Source organism: Roseofilum acuticapitatum BLCC-M154 (assembly GCF_030068475.1).
GTDB lineage: Bacteria > Cyanobacteriota > Cyanobacteriia > Cyanobacteriales > Desertifilaceae > Roseofilum > Roseofilum acuticapitatum.
This window is the reverse complement of the sequence record NZ_JAQOSP010000015.1, coordinates 1-15,016: the sequence shown is the minus strand read 5'-3', so window position 1 is coordinate 15,016 and position 15,016 is coordinate 1. Positions and strand designations below refer to the sequence as shown.

Sequence of the window (15,016 nt, the reverse complement as noted above, 5' to 3'; positions counted from 1 at the left end):
AAATTAGGAATCAGTACCGTGGGGCACACGGGAACTTACGCTACAGGAGATTTGCCCTCTTGGGCAGTTGGGGCAACCCTGCTGTCTAACGGCGAGTCTGTGAATGTAGAATCCTCATGCCTTTAGGCTGAGGAGTGTCAAACACAGCAGACATTAGATAATGCCAACTCCTTTACCTCTCTTATCCTCTTTCATCGAGAGATTACCCTCTTCATCAGTTTCCTTGACTTCTCGATAAGTCTGTTGGCGTTGAGATTCTAACTGTGCATTTTTATAATCCAAATCTCCGGGAGTTTCGACATACATTTGCGGCTCAATGGCAAAGTTATTCAATTTCCCTTCCCGATCGACTGTATAGCCACCGGTGGTATCGATTCCCCCTTCAGCATCGGGGGTTTGTTTGAAGTTTTCTCCTTCCCGCTCCTGACGAGTTGCGGTTTCTGTGGGTGCGATCTCGCGATCGTATTGAGGTTCAAAGCGGTTTTTAGGGGTGCGTTCGCTATTGTTCGTAGCCATAGATTCTATTCTCCAATTCGACAGTTTTGATTGAGGGGTAGATGGGTTTTAGCGATCCAAATCAGGAATAATATCTGGACGCTCTTTATCTTTCCAACCCACTAATCGAGTGGAGTTATACCAGGCGATCGAGCCTAAAATGACGGCGGCTAAAAAGCCTCCAGCATAAACGAGAAGTACGGATAACGGAATGGATAAACTATTTGAGCTGGCTTGAATTTCGGAAAGCAAAAACATATAGTTAAGTTGACCTCTATTTTGAACGTCACCTATAGACTATCAAGATTAAGCAAGATAACTCATCGTTCGGGGGATAGAGATGCTCTCTACCGAAGGAAAGATGATTGATCTGTGTCTTTGGGTAGAGGGGAGTTTTTAACCGACTAAACCAGAGCGGAGAGCGCGAACAGCAGCTTGGGTGCGATCGTCAACACAAAGTTTGTAGAGGATGTTGCGAACATGGGTTTTAACGGTTCCCACAGTAATATAGAGTTGCTCGGCGATCGCCGCATTATTGCATCCAGCGACAATCAGTTCTAAGACTTCTAATTCGCGATCGGTTAGGGGTTCAGACTCTAGGACTTGTCGATATTCGGGATCGACAGAACGGATCAGGGTTTGTTCGGACTCTGGTTCAACAGAGCGCGGTTGTTGCACTTGATGGAGGACGATACGGGCGATCGCCGGATCGATCCAAGAATTCCCCTCATAGGTAATCGAAATGGCTTCCACTAACTGCTCGATACTGGCATCTTTTAAGCTATAGGAATCTGCACCGGCTGCAAAAGCCGCTAATACTGTATCTCGATCGTCATGCATCGTTAACATCAAAACCTTAATGGGTGGGAGTGCTGCAAAATCTTCTGACTCTCGAAGGTGTTGCGTCACTTCAATGCCATCGCGATCGGGTAAACCAATATCAATTAAAGCCACATCCGGAGCCGTTGCTTTGAGGACTTCCAATCCTTGTTTACCATTGGCTGCTTCACCAACAATTTCAATGCGTTCTTGTTGTTTAAGCGCCGTGCGTAACCCCATGCGCGTCAGATCGTGGTCTTCAATTAATACAACCCGGATAACCGTCATGGTACTCTAGACTCCAAATAGACAAACTGGGCGATCGACCGATTAAGTCAATTAACCAGCAACCTCAACACTATACGATCTGGTTTTTATCTTATATTTACTATCATGGCAACCGATCCGACTGCGAATCGCCGACCCTCTCGAATTTTAGCCGTTGATGACGCTCCCGACAACTTAATGTTAATTGAGCATATTTTGGGTGAAGAGGGATATGAAATTAATTGTCAATCCGATAGTCAACAGGCACTTCAAGAACTGGAGCGCTTTGTTCCTGATTTAATTTTATTAGATGTGGTGATGCCCGACTTAGATGGGTATGCCTTTACGCGACGGATTCGGGAGAATCCCTATTTACCCTTTATTCCCATTTTACTGATTACGGCCTACGATCGATCCAGTGTGGTGGAAGGATTAGACGCGGGGGCGGATGATTTTATTCGTAAACCCGTTGATGTCAATGAGCTTTTAGCACGGGTGCGATCGCTCTTACGCTTAAAGCAAACGTTAGATGAACGGGAAGATTTTGTTTCCCGACTCACCCATGATTTGCGAACGCCCCTAGTTGCTGCCGATCGCATGTTTTCTTTATTTCTACAAGATAGCTTTGGGGCGTTAACTGGGGAGATGGCGGAAGCGCTAGTCACCATGAAGCGCAGTAATCAAAATTTGCTCAGTATGGTGAATACTCTTTTGGAAGTGTATCGCTATTCCGGAGGACGAAAAGCCTTAACGTTTTCTAAGTTTGATTATCGAAAATTAGTTCAAGAAGTGGTTGAGGAGCTGAGTCCCTTAGCCGAAGAGAAGGGACTCACTTTAATTTTTGAAACGGCGGATGATTCTCCTGCGGTTCAAGCCATGGGCGATCCCTTAGAATTGCGTCGAGTAGTGGTCAACTTAGTGGGCAATGGGATCAAATTCACTCAAACCGGTTCAATTGATATTCATTTAGAATTAATCAAGGATTCTGAATTGAATCTGATTCGCTTGCAAGTTCAAGATACGGGGACTGGGATTATTCCTGAAGAACAAAGCCTTATTTTTGAACGATTTCGCCAAAGTAAATCCTTGGCGATCGCCGGTAAATCGAAACGTTTAAGTAGCGGTCTCGGTTTATATCTCAGTCGTCGCATTGTGGAAGCCCATCATGGAAGTCTTACCCTGGAATCTGAACCGGGAAAAGGCAGTATTTTCACGGTAGATATTCCCCAAAAAATTAGTAGATCTTCTTCTCATTTTTGAGAGTTAATCTAAGGGTGGATAATATTCCTCAATCAACTGCTCCAGTTCCACTAACTTTTGTTTTAAGAGAGTCAAGCTCTCTTCACATTGTTTGTGATTTTGGTCTTGAGCGCCAGTTTCTAGCTCCGTTGCCACTTGGTGAACGGCGATCGCCCCAACATTAGCACTCGATCCCTTTAACCGATGGGCGGCGATCTCAATCCCTGTCCAGTTTTCATGCTCTAATTCCATCAGCAGTTGATAGCGATCTTGATACGCAATAGCTAAAACTTTCTGGAGTAAACGTCTTTGAAAGCTTTTATTACGACGGGAAATTGAATTTAATCGCTGAAAATCTAATCGGTTAATAGTATAATAACACACTATTTTAGCGCTCAATTGATAGATGAGTTTTGAGTCTAACAGCATGTTTACTCATCTTCCTCTATCTCTAGATAGAGAGATATCAACCCGTAGATAGAGAAAATAATTACGATTAATCTGGCCACAGATAGAAGCCTTCAGCCTTCAAATTCGCTTTAATGGGGTATAGAAGTCATTGAGGCAAATAACATTATGGTTACCCCAACTCAAAATACATCTCATCAATCTCGCAAAGAATATCAAGAGAAGATCAACGCGCAGTTAGATCATCTAAATGCCAAAATTGATGAATTTGAGGCGAAAGCCAAACAAGCTCAGTCAGATGCTTCAGTAGAATATCATAGTACCTTAGAAGAACTCTATGCCCAGCGAGATGCGGTTAAACTCAAATTAAATGAATTGTATCAGTCCAGTGAAGATGCTTGGTTAGAGTTACAATCTGGATTTGATAAGGCTTGGCAAGAATTTACCCAATCCGTAGACCAAGCGATCAAAAAGTTTCAATAGATAGATTGAAATAAGATTCAGTTTGATATCAAGTCCGGATACAGCGTTTTGCGGGGTAATGAGGTACAGCAAAAAAGATCCCCCCTTGCCCCCCTTTTTAAGGGGGGAATAGGAAAGTCCCCCTTTTTAAGGGGGGAATAGGAAAGTCCCCCTTTTTAAGGGGGGGGAATAGGAAAGTCCCCCTTAAAAAGGGGGGAATAGGAAAGTCCCCCTTTTTAAGGGGGATTCAGGGGGATCTAGATGTACCGCATAGCAGCGAAAATTGCGGTAAAGGGTGAAGAAGCGGGCAAGATGCCCGCACTCCTGAAAACTCTTGATATTACTGGAGTGGGAGCGTCTCGCTCCCTAGATTTTTAATTAGGGTATTTCCGCTTCGCGGACATGAACAGTCGGACTTGAGATGACGGGATAAAGAGAAGCGGGCAAGATGCCCGCACTCCTGAAAACTCTTGATATTACTGGAAGGGGAGCGTCTCACTCCCTAGATTTTTAATTGGGGTTTTTGAGTCAAGCAAGCTAATTTGTACAGAATTCTGGCTCCGACATTGCCATCCCACTGATCGCCGGGTTCACCGGGAGCGACTTCGCACAAATCGAAACCGATAATCTTTTTACCGGCTTTGACTAAAGCTCGGATTAAATAGATAGCTTGATTAAAGTCTAATCCCCCTGGTACGGGTGTACCGGTATGGGGACAATAGGAAGGATTTAAGCCGTCGATATCAAAGCTAATATAAACTTGGTGGGGTAAATGGGAGATGATTTGCTGACATTGAGTTGCCCAATTCATGCCTTCATAGGTGTTGGCTTTGAGTTGCCAATCATCAAAGAGGATAATGCGGGAATCGTCATTTATCTGGTTGATTTCTGCTTGACAAATATCCCGAATGCCGACTTGAACTAAGCGACTAATCTGGGGAATTTTGAGGGCATTGTCCATAATTGAGGCATGGGAATAGGTAAAGCCTTCATAGGCTTGACGCAAATCGGCATGGGCATCGATTTGTAAAATGCCGTAGTTTGGGTACTTTTCGCCGAGGGCTTGCATTAATCCGAGGGGGGCACTGTGATCGCCTCCGACAACGGCGACAACCTTGCTTTGGTCTAAATATTTCTGGCTTTGAGTATAAACCCAATGATTGAGATCGGCACAGGCTTGATTTACTTTTGCTAGGGAGGTGGCGATCGCCGCATCATCGACTTCTCCCCCTTGTTCCAGATGTTCTATAATCTGTTTGGCGATCGCCCGCATCTGACCATTTTGAGCTAAAATCTCCCCCTCAATGGGTAGAGTTCCCAAAGGAATTGTCCAAGCATTCGGCACATCAAAATCATACCAATCCAACTGTACCGAAGCCTCTAGAATAGCTTGCGGCCCAAGGGAGGCCCCTTCCCGGTAGGAAGTGGTCACATCCCAAGGAACGGGTAAAAACACGAATTCCGCTTCTTCTACCGAATAGGGCAAACCAAAAAAACAACCATTGGGTACACTAATCCCATTAGGATTACAATTTTCTTGAGTCATGAATCTTTTCCCCACCCATTTGTGTCTCTCTGTTATTTGAATTGGTAAGATGGGCAGTGCCCATCCTACTGGATTGTTTCAGCTAATTTGATGCAAAGCAAGGAGTGCGAGCATCTTGCTCGCTAAAAGCAAGGAGTGCGAGCATCTTGCTCGCTAATAAGTAATCTCAAGTCCGGTTAAATACCATGATGAAAAACCTAGGGAGCGAGACGCTCCCACGACTTAAAAAGAAACTTCACCGTACTAACCTCTGAGAAATCAACCGAAAAATAGACATAAACAATCCTAAACCCGCCCCCACACAAACAGGAATAATTAAAATCACATCTAAGGGCTGGTTTCCTCGCACTGGGGGAACAAATAGTAAGATTCCCCAAGAAATAATAGCGATAATGGCTAAATCTACCCGTTCAATCCAACGGCGAAATTGGGCATAAACCAAGAGTCCCATCGCTGCTCCCCAAAGACCCATACCGATCCCAGTAATCCCAAAGAGATTGGTAAAAGCTAAAGCTAAAACTACCGATTCAAACCCTGTAAATGTAGAAATCATCAACCATTCTGGGGTTGAAAAATTAGGCGTTTTGGCTACAGGTTTAGGTGGTATGGGTGGTGGAGTGGCTACCGCAGGCGTTGCAGCCGCCTGAAGAGTCGTTGATGGGTTTATCCCTGGCATAGATTGGGGGCGCAGGCTCTCTAAAACTTCATTGGCACTGGCAAACCGTTGATAGGGAGACAGAGCCAGCATTTTATCTAAAACTGAAGCCAAGGGTTCCGATAAATCAATTTCCGATCGCCAGTTCCAGCGATTATTATAAGAATCATATAACTCCTGAGAAGTCTTATGAGTTAATAAAATTAAGCAAGTCACTGCCAGAGCATACAAATCCGTAGAGGGGTAGACCTGACCTCCTGCCATTTGTTCGGGGGGGGCAAACCCTTGGGAATAGATCTCTGTAGACCGACCTGCTGATCCTTGACTAATCTGCTTCACTGCACCAAAATCGAGCAATACCAATCGCCCTTTTTTATCCCGCATGATATTCGAGGGTTTGATATCTCGATGAATGGCATCACGGTCGTGAATAAATTGCAAGACGGGCAAAATTTGCCGGAGCAATAAGAGAATGTCTTGCTCAGAAAATGTCCCAGTATATTCTAATTCTTCCTCTAAATTTTGACCATCAATCCATTCTTGAACTAGATAAAAAAATTGGCTTTCTTCACCTTTAGCAGATGGGGGAACCAACAGAGGAAAAAAGGCATAAAGCCGAGGAATTTGGGGATGTTCGTTACCCAACTCCTCCAACACTAGAGCCTCTTGCTCAAAATGCTGTTGGGCGATCGCCAATTGTTGGGCTGATAACTGACCGGCCGGCTGAAACTGCTTGACTACACAAGATCGCAACGTCGGCGTATAGCGATCCACTGCCAAATAAGCCGCACCAAACCCCCCTTGACCCAATAATCGTTGGGGTAAATACCGTCCTGCCAAAATTAAAGGCATTCCACAGCAAGTACAATACTTCTGGGAAGTCGTTTTCAGTTTTTCGGGATGATCCAGTTCCGGAACTGGGTTGACAGGACGCTGACATTTGGGGCGCGTGCAATGAATATCCATAGACCAGACGGCAAAGTATTGATCGCTCCAATCATAAACCCCAGTTAATCCAAGGATACAGATGATTCCTCCTCAGACCCTGGAGTGGCATTGAGATCGACCCCAATCTCAGTGGGGGGAGTTAACCCGACTTTACCCTCATTGGTGAAAGCCGGTAGAATTTCAGTCCGAAAGGCTTCAGCGGCCTTAGAGCGATAGCGATTGGGATTGAGAATCACCGAGAGGGTACGGCGGATAGATACGCCTTCAATGTGCGATCGATGGAGTAAATTAATTTGCAATTCCTTTTCGATCGCCGAGATAGACACAAAAGCCGCCCCTAAATTCGCTTGTACCGCATTCTTAATCGCTTCAATCGAATTGAGTTCCATTTCCACTTTCAGGCGATTGGTTTCAATGCCACAACGGGTTAAAACCTGGTCAATCACCTTACGAATCGTCGATTGGGAGTCGAGAGCAATAAACTGGAGTTCATAAAGATCTTCTTTTTGAATCCTACTTTGGGCGGCTAGGGGATGGGAAGGGGCTAAAATGAGGGCTAACTCATCTTCAGCATAGGAAGAAATTTCTAAGGTTTCTTGCAGTTCCGTGGGCACTTCGCCGCCAATAATGGCTAAATCAATTTGGCCATTGGAGACACTCCAACAGGTGCGACGGGTAGAATGAACATGCAATTGCACGGCCACATCGGGGTATTTGTCCCGAAATGCCCCAATCATCCGAGGTAAGAGATAGGTTCCGGTGGTTTGAGAAGCTCCGACGATCAGGGTTCCCCCTTGTAGATTTTGTAAATCTTCGATCGCCCGACAAGTTTCTTGACACAGAGAAAGAATTTTTTCCCCATACTGGAGGAGGAGATGACCCGCTTCCGTGAGCTGGGCCCGTCTTCCTCCCCGGTCGAATAGGGGAACATCAAGTTGTTTCTCTAAGTTCTGGACTTGGAGACTGACGGCCGGTTGGGAGACATAAAGACTATCTGCGGCCCTTTTAAAGCTGCCCTCAACGGCAATAGCCTTGAGAATGCGTAATTGATCCAACGTAAATGGAAGGTCAGACATAAGCGATCAACCTAAAATAGGATATCGGAGAGTTCAGTGGACGGAAAATTAAGACAGACCCTTGGGAACATGAGAAAATAAAATTGGGTAAAATTGAGACCAAACTCATAATTGACCCATAGCAGACCTATACCCTTGATGTCTAGACTTGAACCCTGCCGACTTAAAAACCTCTCCCCCCTACCGTTGTGACATGAAGTCCCAAAATAAATAGAGTGAAGACCGATAGCCCCATAATTAGGAGACGATAGATAAGCATCTACTTATGAAACGGGAGGTAGTTGAGGATTTTCTGAATTTACCAGGAATTGCGGGTATCGCCCTAATCGATCGGCGATCGCGTCCCTATTTTTGTGGCGTGGATAATACCCTCAACTTCCAACAGAAAGAAGCCCTCGCCCAGGGTTTAAGACAGGTGGTGGAAACCACTCCAGAAGGCTTTGAGTCCTTTGAATTTCAGTTTGCCCAAAATCAGGTGTTTATTTATAAGCTCCCTGAAGGCATGATTTTACTGGTGCTGACCACCCTGGATCTGGTCTATAGTCATTATGCTGATGCCCTGAATCATCTGAAAGCGGAATTGATTGCTGATAGTGCCACGGCGATCGCCACAGTCCGACTCCTCGCTGGTAGTTTAACCCTCTCCAACCAAACCTACTGGAAAGATTCCCCCTCCCCCAGTCCTTCCCCCACTCCGGTTCCCCTAACCTCCTATCCCCGTGTTCCTCCAGTCCCTCCTACTCCAGAGGCCGCTTCCCAGGTTACTCTAAAAGAATTGCTCGAAGCCCTCAACCAACTGAGTCTTTATACCACCCAGTATTTGGGCAAAGCTGTGATTACCAACTATTGGAAATCCACCCGTCCCGATGGGGAATGGTTACAGAGCTTTGAAATCAGTCGCACGGCTGAATTGACCTTTACCCGTTCTACTGCGCTCACGCAAACGGTGACCCCTGAACAGTTATCCTGGATTCAATCTTGGGTTCAGGCTTTTATCAGTCGATGCATAAAAGTGATCCGGGATTTTCCTGCCTTAGTGGAAAAATCCCTCAAACCCGAATATAAACAGTTACTCTTACCCTAAGCAACTTTGGAGACTTAACGATTATGGTAAAAACAGTCAGACTTGAACCGATCGCCCAAGAGACTGAGGTAGAAACGAATGGCAATCTGTTATCTATTTTGATCGACAAGGATTTGGATGTCCTCAAAGAATGTGGAGGACGCGGCATGTGTGCCACCTGCCATGTGTATATAAAAGATGGGATGGACTTCCTAACCCCCATGAACCGCAGAGAACAGAGGACTCTAGAGGTGATTACCTCCTGTAAGCCCAATTCCCGCTTGGCCTGCCAGTCACGGGTATTGATGGATGGGGTAGTGGTAGAATTACCTCCAGGGATGTATGTGCGATCGCTACAAGATATTGAAGCCCTCATCGGTAGACGTGCCGATCAAGATATGCTTCATCCCGTCACCGGGGAAGTCTTAGTCGAAGCGGGTAAACTGGTCACCCGTTCCACCCTCAAACAACTCGAAGAGACCAAATTTGAAATTGGAGCCTACTTAACCCAAACCAAAGATGCTTAAGAAGTTAATCACGACCCTATGCTAACCCAAACTCAAAACCTATATCGAGAAACCGATGGCCGCTATGCCACAGATGAAGAACTGCAATTTTTCCAGGATTATCTCCAATCCTTTCCCTTACGCTTGACCACCTATAACAAAATTCGCACATCAGAAGCTCTAATTGTTCAACAAGTCCAATCCCAACTCCGGGCCAAAGCGCCCCAAGTGCTAATGCAGGGCGATCGGGACTTGAGTAATAAATGGAAACAAGATACCCTTCGTATTCTCCGTCACTCAGCCTTAGCTCTACTGATTGACGATCGCGACGGGTTACGCGATCGCCTGCTCCTCTGGTTTCAAACCGTTATGAGAGCCTTTGAAGCTCAAGATGGTTGTGATTTCACTTATTCCATCATGCAAAACGTTATAGAATCCTTGTTAACCCGCGAAGAAGCTGCCCTACTGCGTCCGATTTTAGAATATAATCGCCAAATCCTCTGCCAAGTCTCTACCCCAGAAGAATTCACGCCCTAAAAGCCAAATTTGCTTGACTTTCATTACAACTTTGCAGTGGAGTCGTCAGCAACCGATACAATGAAAATCGGACAAGTAAATCCATCCCGGTCATAGCTTCAGCCCCCTCTCGTTAGAGGACTGCACAACATCACCGATCTGAACACTGCCATGGCAAACGCAACTAAAACTCAACATTTACTCAATAGTAAACAGCCCAAAAAACATAACCACTATGGTTTCCAGGACTTTTTCCAGTTCGATCCAGAGCGGGGAACTGTACTCGATTGGAATGGGGCCCAAAATGTCCTCACCAGTGAAGACTTTATTATTGGGTTAGTGGAAGGACTCGAAGAAGAAGTAGGAGAGGCTTCGGCAGCCATCATGTATACCATTGGTGTGGAATGGGGGCAAAAAGATGCTTTTTTCTTTGAAAAATGGTTTGAAAAAGAGTTCGATCGCAGCATCCGTCAAGCCAACTTAATGTTTCTCTTAGAAACCTGGTGGTGGCCCTTCACTTCCCAAGGATGGGGACGCTGGGAGGTCGATATGGGCGATCGCAAACAAGGCTTTATGTTTATTAACCTCTTTGATTCTGCCGTCGCTCGTACCCTCGGTGATGTCGGTAAACCCGTTTGTCATATCTATGCAGGTCTCTTTGCGGGCTTCTTTACCGAATTAGTCAAAAAACAACTCAGTTGCATCGAAATTCAATGCTATTCCATGGGGGAAACCTATTGTAAATTCCTCATTGGTGGTAAAGATCGCATTGATGCCGCCTCATTCTGGTTCAATGAAGGAGCAACAGCTCGTGATATTGAAAAACGGTTGCGTTCAGGAGAGCGATTAGGATGAGTCCAACCCAATCTAAACCCAGAGCAAAAAATACCCAAGAGACTCTAAAAACCTGGAGTCGCCTCTCAGTTCATGACTTTTTTAGCCAAATTAACTGGGAACACGATCCCGAACCGATCCAGAAAGTTAAACAAGCCAGTTTAGAAGGACGCAGTGAAAAACTTTCCTTAACGTTAAGTGTCAGTCAATTCTTCACTTGTATTGATTGGGAAGGGCACGGAGCGATCGCCCCTAGTGCCCCCTTACCCCTAGAAGAATCAGAGTCCCGATCAACTCAAGTCCAAGATGAAGTCACCCTAGAAGACTTCTCTAGTCTGTTTTAATCCCTTTCTAAGTTTTACCCATTAGCTATGAATATAGACCTAGAATCCCTATTTGCAGAAGCAGAAAATCGTTACCTCAAACCTGAAGAACTCAAAGGTTTAAGTCAGTATGTTGACTCCTTACCCCAACGACTAGAAACCTACACTCAGATTCGGGAAAAAGAAGTAGAAATTATGCAAGCTGTTGCCGATCAGCTCCCTCAACATTTTCCTAATCCATCTGTTGAAGATATGGAGCGATCCATTAAAAATGCCATGCTCATGTTACGCTATTGTGCTATGGCCATGTTGATCGATAACGATCAGTTGGTGAAACAAAGATTCGTGGATTGGCTCTCCCAAAGCATCGCCATGTATGAAACTCAAGATTTAGATAAAGTGCTGTACAAATTGCTCAATCAACAGTTAATGAAAAGCTTAAAAACAGAGCAAATTAAGTTGATTAAATCACCTTTGATTTTAGCCCAAACTCAATTAATCAATAGTGAAAAATAAAGCACCAAATTAACCCTAGAGTTGATGAACCCATTGTGAGAATAAACCATGATTTCTGTTTCTGATTTAGTCACCAATAACCGTATTCCTAGTAATTACTTTGCTACGGATGTTTATGTGCGGAGTGATTTAGAATTAGGGTTGCTAGAAAATCGCCGAGGTGACCGCCTTTTGGCGATGCCAGAACCCCTGATCAAAGCCATTTACTCCGGGTTAGATAAAGAAACTGGACAAGCTTCCAAATTAGTCCTATATAACTGCGGTCGCTGGTGGGGAAAAAACTTTTATGCTCGGTTTGCCGAAGAAGTCTCTGAATACTACGAAAAGCCTTTAGCAGATATGAGCATGTTAGACTTTTTGCAGTCCCTAAAACAATGTTGGCAAACCCATGGATGGGGAAAAATAGACCTAGATCAAAGTTATATTTCTCAAGGTTTTTTAGTCGTCAAAACCTGGAATGCTCCCTTCGCGACTCATGGGCCTAAGCTCGGTTTTCCCATTTGTTTCTTAGATGCAGGGGTGTTTAGTGCATTCTTCAGTCAGTTGAGTGGAAAAGATCTCTATTGCGTGCAAACATCCTGTGAGTCTTTAGGCGCAGAATGTAACTATTTTGTGGTGGGATTAGAAAAACGTTTGAGTCAAATTGAACAGCAGATTGAACAGGGTAAATCTCATGCAGAGATTATCCAGAAGTTAACTGAAGTTTAAGTGGAATTCTCTGCTCATGACTGTCCCCAGAATGCCTAAAACTAAATACCTCATTTTAGGACTGATTGGACAAGGACAGTTTGGGCGTGTGTTTTGTGGGTGTCATCGAAAAACGGGTAAGTTGGTTGCTCTTAAAGATTTAGATAAATACCGCTTTCCGACACACCAGTTCCTACGAGAATTAAGGTTTTTACTCCAACTTTCTCATCCTAATATTGTTACTTGCCGTGCTTTGGAACATTCTCGCCAAGGCCGTTATTTGGTGATGGACTATTGTGAGGGTGGAACGTTGCGAAATTGGATGGATCGCCAGGAAAGGTTTCCTTTGGGGCTGGCGATTCAATTGATCCAAGATGTCTTGAAGGGGATGGAACATGCCAATAGTCGAGGGATTATCCACCGGGATTTGAAACCGGAAAATATTTTGTTAACCCTGAAATCGGCGGGTTGGATGGCTCGGATATCGGATTTTGGCATTGCTCGGTTAGTTCAAGAGAGTCAAGAGGCTTCAGATAGTACGGGATCGCCAGCTTATATGGCTCCAGAGCGCTTTTATGGGCAATATTCTCTTCAGTCGGATATCTATGCGGTGGGGGTGATCCTCTATGAGTTGGTGGTGGGCGATCGCCCTTTTTCTGGACAACCCCAACAGTTGATGACCTATCATCTCAATCAACGGGTGAGCCTTCCAGAAACGGTTCATCCAGCCTTACAAAAGATTATTCTCAAATCCTTAGAAAAATTACCTGCCCGTCGCTATAAGAGTGCTAGGGAAATGCTCGCGGATCTTGAGCGTCTTTCAGGATTAATCGATTTATCTTCGTCAGCCAGTTTGATGAGTGTGATCTCTTATCCCCCCAGTCGCCCCCTGATCGATCGCCCGATCGCTACCCATGCACTGCCAGGATTGGTGGCGGATTTGGCGGTCTCGTTGGAGTCTAAACTGAATCAGGACGATCCTCTTTGTGGCTCTAGTCGTTGTATCTACTGGGCGATCGCCGACTTGATTCAATGTCAATGCTATCAAGAAGCTTCTCAATTGGATACTTTAGTGGATGTGGCTAGGGTGAGCTTACCAGAGCCGGTGCGTCAACTCAAAGTAACCTCTGAAGGCTGTTTTGCTTTGACCGATCGATGTATCTATTACGTTAGTCCTTATGGTTCTGCTTCTAGTTGGCTCTCGGCTGAGTTAATTGCCCATATCCCAATGCCTTTTAAGGCAGATGTCCATGCTCAAGGGGATTGGATCGCTGCTATTACGGAAGACCTTTACTTATGGATTTGGCATCGCGGTGGACAAAACCCGGAGATCAAAGGGGGTAATCAGAACTGGTTATCTCGTCCTCCAGTAGCCGTTAATCGTGAAGTGGATCAGATTCAAATTCTTGATGATCGCTATGGACTCTTTTGGCGAGTGGAGGATGGCAAGTCTTGGATAGAAGTGTTTACTCGTCGGGGTAGCTTTCTGGGGCAATGGAAATTGTATTTAGAAGTGGATCGGGTGATTCCTAGTGCTATCCCCTATCGGGTGTTGGTTATTCCTAAGTCAGAAACCCATGCCCCCTTATTGATGGATTTGAAGCCTTTCCGGGTACGACCGATTCCAATTAAAGTGCAATTCCCGGTTTGTGCGGCGATCGCCTCTTGGGGATATATCATTGGCGATCGTCGCGGTCATTTAATTTTGTTAGATGAGTATGGCCAGGTGTTTGGCCGGATTTTAGGCCCCTGTTATCCGGTGGCGATCGCCATCATTTCTAAAACGATGCTACTGGTTGCTACCAATGTAAATCAAGAAGGGGAACTCCATTTAGTCGATTTAACCCAGTTTGATATTGACTTTATTTTTTAATAGCAACAAAAACTGCTGTATCATATCAAGTCCGGTTTCCGCAAGCGGACATGAAAATTGGTTAAGAAGCGAGCAAGATGCCCGCACTCCTCTAATCCCTTTATATTACTGGAGTGGGAGCATCTTGCTCCCTAAATTTTTAATCATGGTATTTCCGCTTCGCGGACATGAACAATCGGACTTGATATTAAGTGCTTTTTAGCCATTACAGCAGTTTTCGCTGTTACGAGGTACATTAATGACTGTTTTGAACGATAGCTAAAATGGCTCAAAGTGCTACCCAGTCTGCTGTTTGTTCCCCCCATTCCCCCATCCCCCCATCACAGCGCGAAGCGCTGTATTAGGATTTTACCGAAAATTTGGGTTTAGAGCAACGTCCTTTGAGGACGGCTTTTTAAATTTCAAGGTTGTCAAGTCAACTTTTGGTGCGTTATACTAATTTTATCCAAGCAAGTTCTGCGTAAAATGTTTGTTTTAGAGTTCAAGGTAAAAGCTAAAACCCAACAGTATCAAGCGATAGACGAGGCTATCCGTACCGCTCAATTTATCCGTAACAAGTGCTTAAGGTTATGGATGGATACACCAGGAACGGGTAAAAATGATTTATATCGATACTCTAAAGTTTTAGCCCATAACTTTGAGTTTGCTGACCAATTAAACTCAAGTGCTAGACAAGCAAGTGCTGAACGTGCTTGGAGTTCAATTAGTCGGTTTTACGATAACTGTAAACGCAAAATCCCAGGAAAAAAAGGCTATCCTCAGTTTAAGAAGTTTAGTCGCTCT

Annotated in this window: 17 protein-coding genes and 2 pseudogenes; 12 read left to right on the top strand and 7 right to left on the bottom strand. The window is 44.8% G+C overall.

From position 1 onward, the window contains the following. Window positions 1-126: pseudogene (locus PMG71_RS23800) on the top strand (RNA-guided endonuclease TnpB family protein); the annotation flags it as partial. Window positions 127-153: 27 nt separating this feature from the next. On the opposite strand, the gene PMG71_RS02820 reads toward PMG71_RS23800, so the two are convergent. The 3 genes from PMG71_RS02820 to PMG71_RS02810 form a co-directional block, all read right to left on the bottom strand. Beyond that, on the bottom strand, window positions 154-516 hold the full coding sequence (locus tag PMG71_RS02820; RefSeq protein WP_283752123.1) for a hypothetical protein: 363 nt from the start codon (window positions 514-516) through the stop codon (window positions 154-156). 48 nt (window positions 517-564) lie between these two features. Continuing rightward, window positions 565-753 (bottom strand): photosystem II assembly protein Psb35, encoded by a 189-nt coding sequence (gene psb35, locus PMG71_RS02815; protein ID WP_283752122.1) that lies wholly within the window; start codon window positions 751-753, stop codon window positions 565-567. Between the two features lie 138 nt (window positions 754-891). Next, window positions 892-1,602, bottom strand: a complete 711-nt coding sequence (locus tag PMG71_RS02810; RefSeq protein ID WP_283752121.1) for a response regulator — start codon at window positions 1,600-1,602, stop codon at window positions 892-894. A 105-nt stretch (window positions 1,603-1,707) separates the two neighbouring features. Here PMG71_RS02810 and PMG71_RS02805 point away from each other — a divergent pair, with 105 nt between their 5' ends. Then, a complete protein-coding gene (locus PMG71_RS02805) occupies window positions 1,708-2,841 on the top strand; it encodes a hybrid sensor histidine kinase/response regulator (RefSeq protein ID WP_283752120.1) in 1,134 nt (377 codons plus the stop codon). Window positions 2,842-2,844: 3 nt separating this feature from the next. Here the strand turns inward: PMG71_RS02805 and PMG71_RS02800 are convergent, their stop codons facing one another. Then, window positions 2,845-3,249: an Hpt domain-containing protein gene (locus PMG71_RS02800; RefSeq protein WP_283752119.1), complete on the bottom strand. Its 405-nt coding sequence runs from the start codon at window positions 3,247-3,249 to the stop codon at window positions 2,845-2,847. A 147-nt stretch (window positions 3,250-3,396) separates the two neighbouring features. Here PMG71_RS02800 and PMG71_RS02795 point away from each other — a divergent pair, with 147 nt between their 5' ends. Continuing rightward, window positions 3,397-3,711, top strand: coding sequence for a sll1863 family stress response protein (locus PMG71_RS02795; protein ID WP_283752118.1), 315 nt, complete (start codon window positions 3,397-3,399; stop codon window positions 3,709-3,711). Window positions 3,712-4,192: 481 nt separating this feature from the next. On the opposite strand, the gene PMG71_RS02790 is transcribed toward PMG71_RS02795, so the two are convergent. From PMG71_RS02790 to PMG71_RS02780, 3 genes are all read right to left on the bottom strand, one after another. After that, window positions 4,193-5,236 (bottom strand): agmatinase family protein, encoded by a 1,044-nt coding sequence (locus PMG71_RS02790; RefSeq protein ID WP_283752117.1) that lies wholly within the window; start codon window positions 5,234-5,236, stop codon window positions 4,193-4,195. A gap of 235 nt (window positions 5,237-5,471) precedes the next feature. Beyond that, the gene (locus PMG71_RS02785; protein ID WP_283752116.1) at window positions 5,472-6,857 is read right to left on the bottom strand and encodes a serine/threonine-protein kinase; all 1,386 of its coding nucleotides are present in this window, start codon (window positions 6,855-6,857) and stop codon (window positions 5,472-5,474) included. A gap of 44 nt (window positions 6,858-6,901) precedes the next feature. Further along, window positions 6,902-7,915 carry a LysR family transcriptional regulator gene (locus PMG71_RS02780; RefSeq protein ID WP_283752115.1) on the bottom strand — a complete coding sequence of 338 codons (1,014 nt, stop codon included), beginning with the start codon at window positions 7,913-7,915 and terminating at the stop codon, window positions 6,902-6,904. 265 nt (window positions 7,916-8,180) lie between these two features. On the opposite strand from PMG71_RS02780, the gene PMG71_RS02775 reads away from it, so the two are divergent. From PMG71_RS02775 to PMG71_RS02735, 9 genes and pseudogenes are all read left to right on the top strand, one after another. Next, entirely contained in the window at window positions 8,181-8,999 is an 819-nt protein-coding gene (locus PMG71_RS02775; protein WP_283752114.1) for a hypothetical protein, read from the top strand. A 23-nt stretch (window positions 9,000-9,022) separates the two neighbouring features. Next, complete coding sequence (locus PMG71_RS02770; protein WP_283752113.1) at window positions 9,023-9,505, top strand: 2Fe-2S iron-sulfur cluster-binding protein; 483 nt, start codon at window positions 9,023-9,025, stop codon at window positions 9,503-9,505. A gap of 18 nt (window positions 9,506-9,523) precedes the next feature. Beyond that, complete coding sequence (locus PMG71_RS02765) at window positions 9,524-10,021, top strand: globin family protein (protein ID WP_283752112.1); 498 nt, start codon at window positions 9,524-9,526, stop codon at window positions 10,019-10,021. Window positions 10,022-10,171: 150 nt separating this feature from the next. After that, a complete protein-coding gene (locus tag PMG71_RS02760) occupies window positions 10,172-10,855 on the top strand; it encodes a V4R domain-containing protein (RefSeq protein ID WP_283752111.1) in 684 nt (227 codons plus the stop codon). Then, entirely contained in the window at window positions 10,852-11,178 is a 327-nt protein-coding gene (locus PMG71_RS02755) for a hypothetical protein (protein ID WP_283752110.1), read from the top strand. The genes PMG71_RS02760 and PMG71_RS02755 overlap by 4 nt, the downstream gene beginning before the upstream one ends. 27 nt (window positions 11,179-11,205) lie before the next feature. Beyond that, window positions 11,206-11,673, top strand: coding sequence for a globin family protein (locus PMG71_RS02750; RefSeq protein ID WP_283752109.1), 468 nt, complete (start codon window positions 11,206-11,208; stop codon window positions 11,671-11,673). Between the two features lie 48 nt (window positions 11,674-11,721). Continuing rightward, window positions 11,722-12,381: a V4R domain-containing protein gene (locus PMG71_RS02745; protein WP_283752108.1), complete on the top strand. Its 660-nt coding sequence runs from the start codon at window positions 11,722-11,724 to the stop codon at window positions 12,379-12,381. 16 nt (window positions 12,382-12,397) lie between these two features. Continuing rightward, window positions 12,398-14,233 carry a serine/threonine-protein kinase gene (locus tag PMG71_RS02740; protein ID WP_283752107.1) on the top strand — a complete coding sequence of 612 codons (1,836 nt, stop codon included), beginning with the start codon at window positions 12,398-12,400 and terminating at the stop codon, window positions 14,231-14,233. Window positions 14,234-14,698: 465 nt separating this feature from the next. Continuing rightward, window positions 14,699-15,016 (top strand): annotated as a pseudogene (locus PMG71_RS02735) (RNA-guided endonuclease TnpB family protein); the annotation flags it as partial.

Bases quoted from the DNA above. Each gene is read 5' to 3' on its own strand.
- PMG71_RS02795 (WP_283752118.1), top strand. From the start codon at position 3,397: ATGGTTACCCCAACTCAAAATACATCTCATCAATCTCGCAAAGAATAT.
- PMG71_RS02790 (WP_283752117.1), bottom strand. From the start codon at position 5,236: ATGACTCAAGAAAATTGTAATCCTAATGGGATTAGTGTACCCAATGGT.
- PMG71_RS02775 (WP_283752114.1), top strand. From the start codon at position 8,181: ATGAAACGGGAGGTAGTTGAGGATTTTCTGAATTTACCAGGAATTGCG.
- PMG71_RS02745 (WP_283752108.1), top strand. From the start codon at position 11,722: ATGATTTCTGTTTCTGATTTAGTCACCAATAACCGTATTCCTAGTAAT.
- PMG71_RS02800 (WP_283752119.1), bottom strand. From the start codon at position 3,249: ATGCTGTTAGACTCAAAACTCATCTATCAATTGAGCGCTAAAATAGTG.
- PMG71_RS02765 (WP_283752112.1), top strand. From the start codon at position 9,524: ATGCTAACCCAAACTCAAAACCTATATCGAGAAACCGATGGCCGCTAT.
- PMG71_RS02750 (WP_283752109.1), top strand. From the start codon at position 11,206: ATGAATATAGACCTAGAATCCCTATTTGCAGAAGCAGAAAATCGTTAC.
- PMG71_RS02820 (WP_283752123.1), bottom strand. From the start codon at position 516: ATGGCTACGAACAATAGCGAACGCACCCCTAAAAACCGCTTTGAACCT.
- PMG71_RS02780 (WP_283752115.1), bottom strand. From the start codon at position 7,915: ATGTCTGACCTTCCATTTACGTTGGATCAATTACGCATTCTCAAGGCT.
- psb35 (WP_283752122.1), bottom strand. From the start codon at position 753: ATGTTTTTGCTTTCCGAAATTCAAGCCAGCTCAAATAGTTTATCCATT.
- PMG71_RS02770 (WP_283752113.1), top strand. From the start codon at position 9,023: ATGGTAAAAACAGTCAGACTTGAACCGATCGCCCAAGAGACTGAGGTA.
- PMG71_RS02810 (WP_283752121.1), bottom strand. From the start codon at position 1,602: ATGACGGTTATCCGGGTTGTATTAATTGAAGACCACGATCTGACGCGC.
- PMG71_RS02740 (WP_283752107.1), top strand. From the start codon at position 12,398: ATGACTGTCCCCAGAATGCCTAAAACTAAATACCTCATTTTAGGACTG.
- PMG71_RS02785 (WP_283752116.1), bottom strand. From the start codon at position 6,857: ATGGATATTCATTGCACGCGCCCCAAATGTCAGCGTCCTGTCAACCCA.
- PMG71_RS02805 (WP_283752120.1), top strand. From the start codon at position 1,708: ATGGCAACCGATCCGACTGCGAATCGCCGACCCTCTCGAATTTTAGCC.
- PMG71_RS02755 (WP_283752110.1), top strand. From the start codon at position 10,852: ATGAGTCCAACCCAATCTAAACCCAGAGCAAAAAATACCCAAGAGACT.
- PMG71_RS02760 (WP_283752111.1), top strand. From the start codon at position 10,172: ATGGCAAACGCAACTAAAACTCAACATTTACTCAATAGTAAACAGCCC.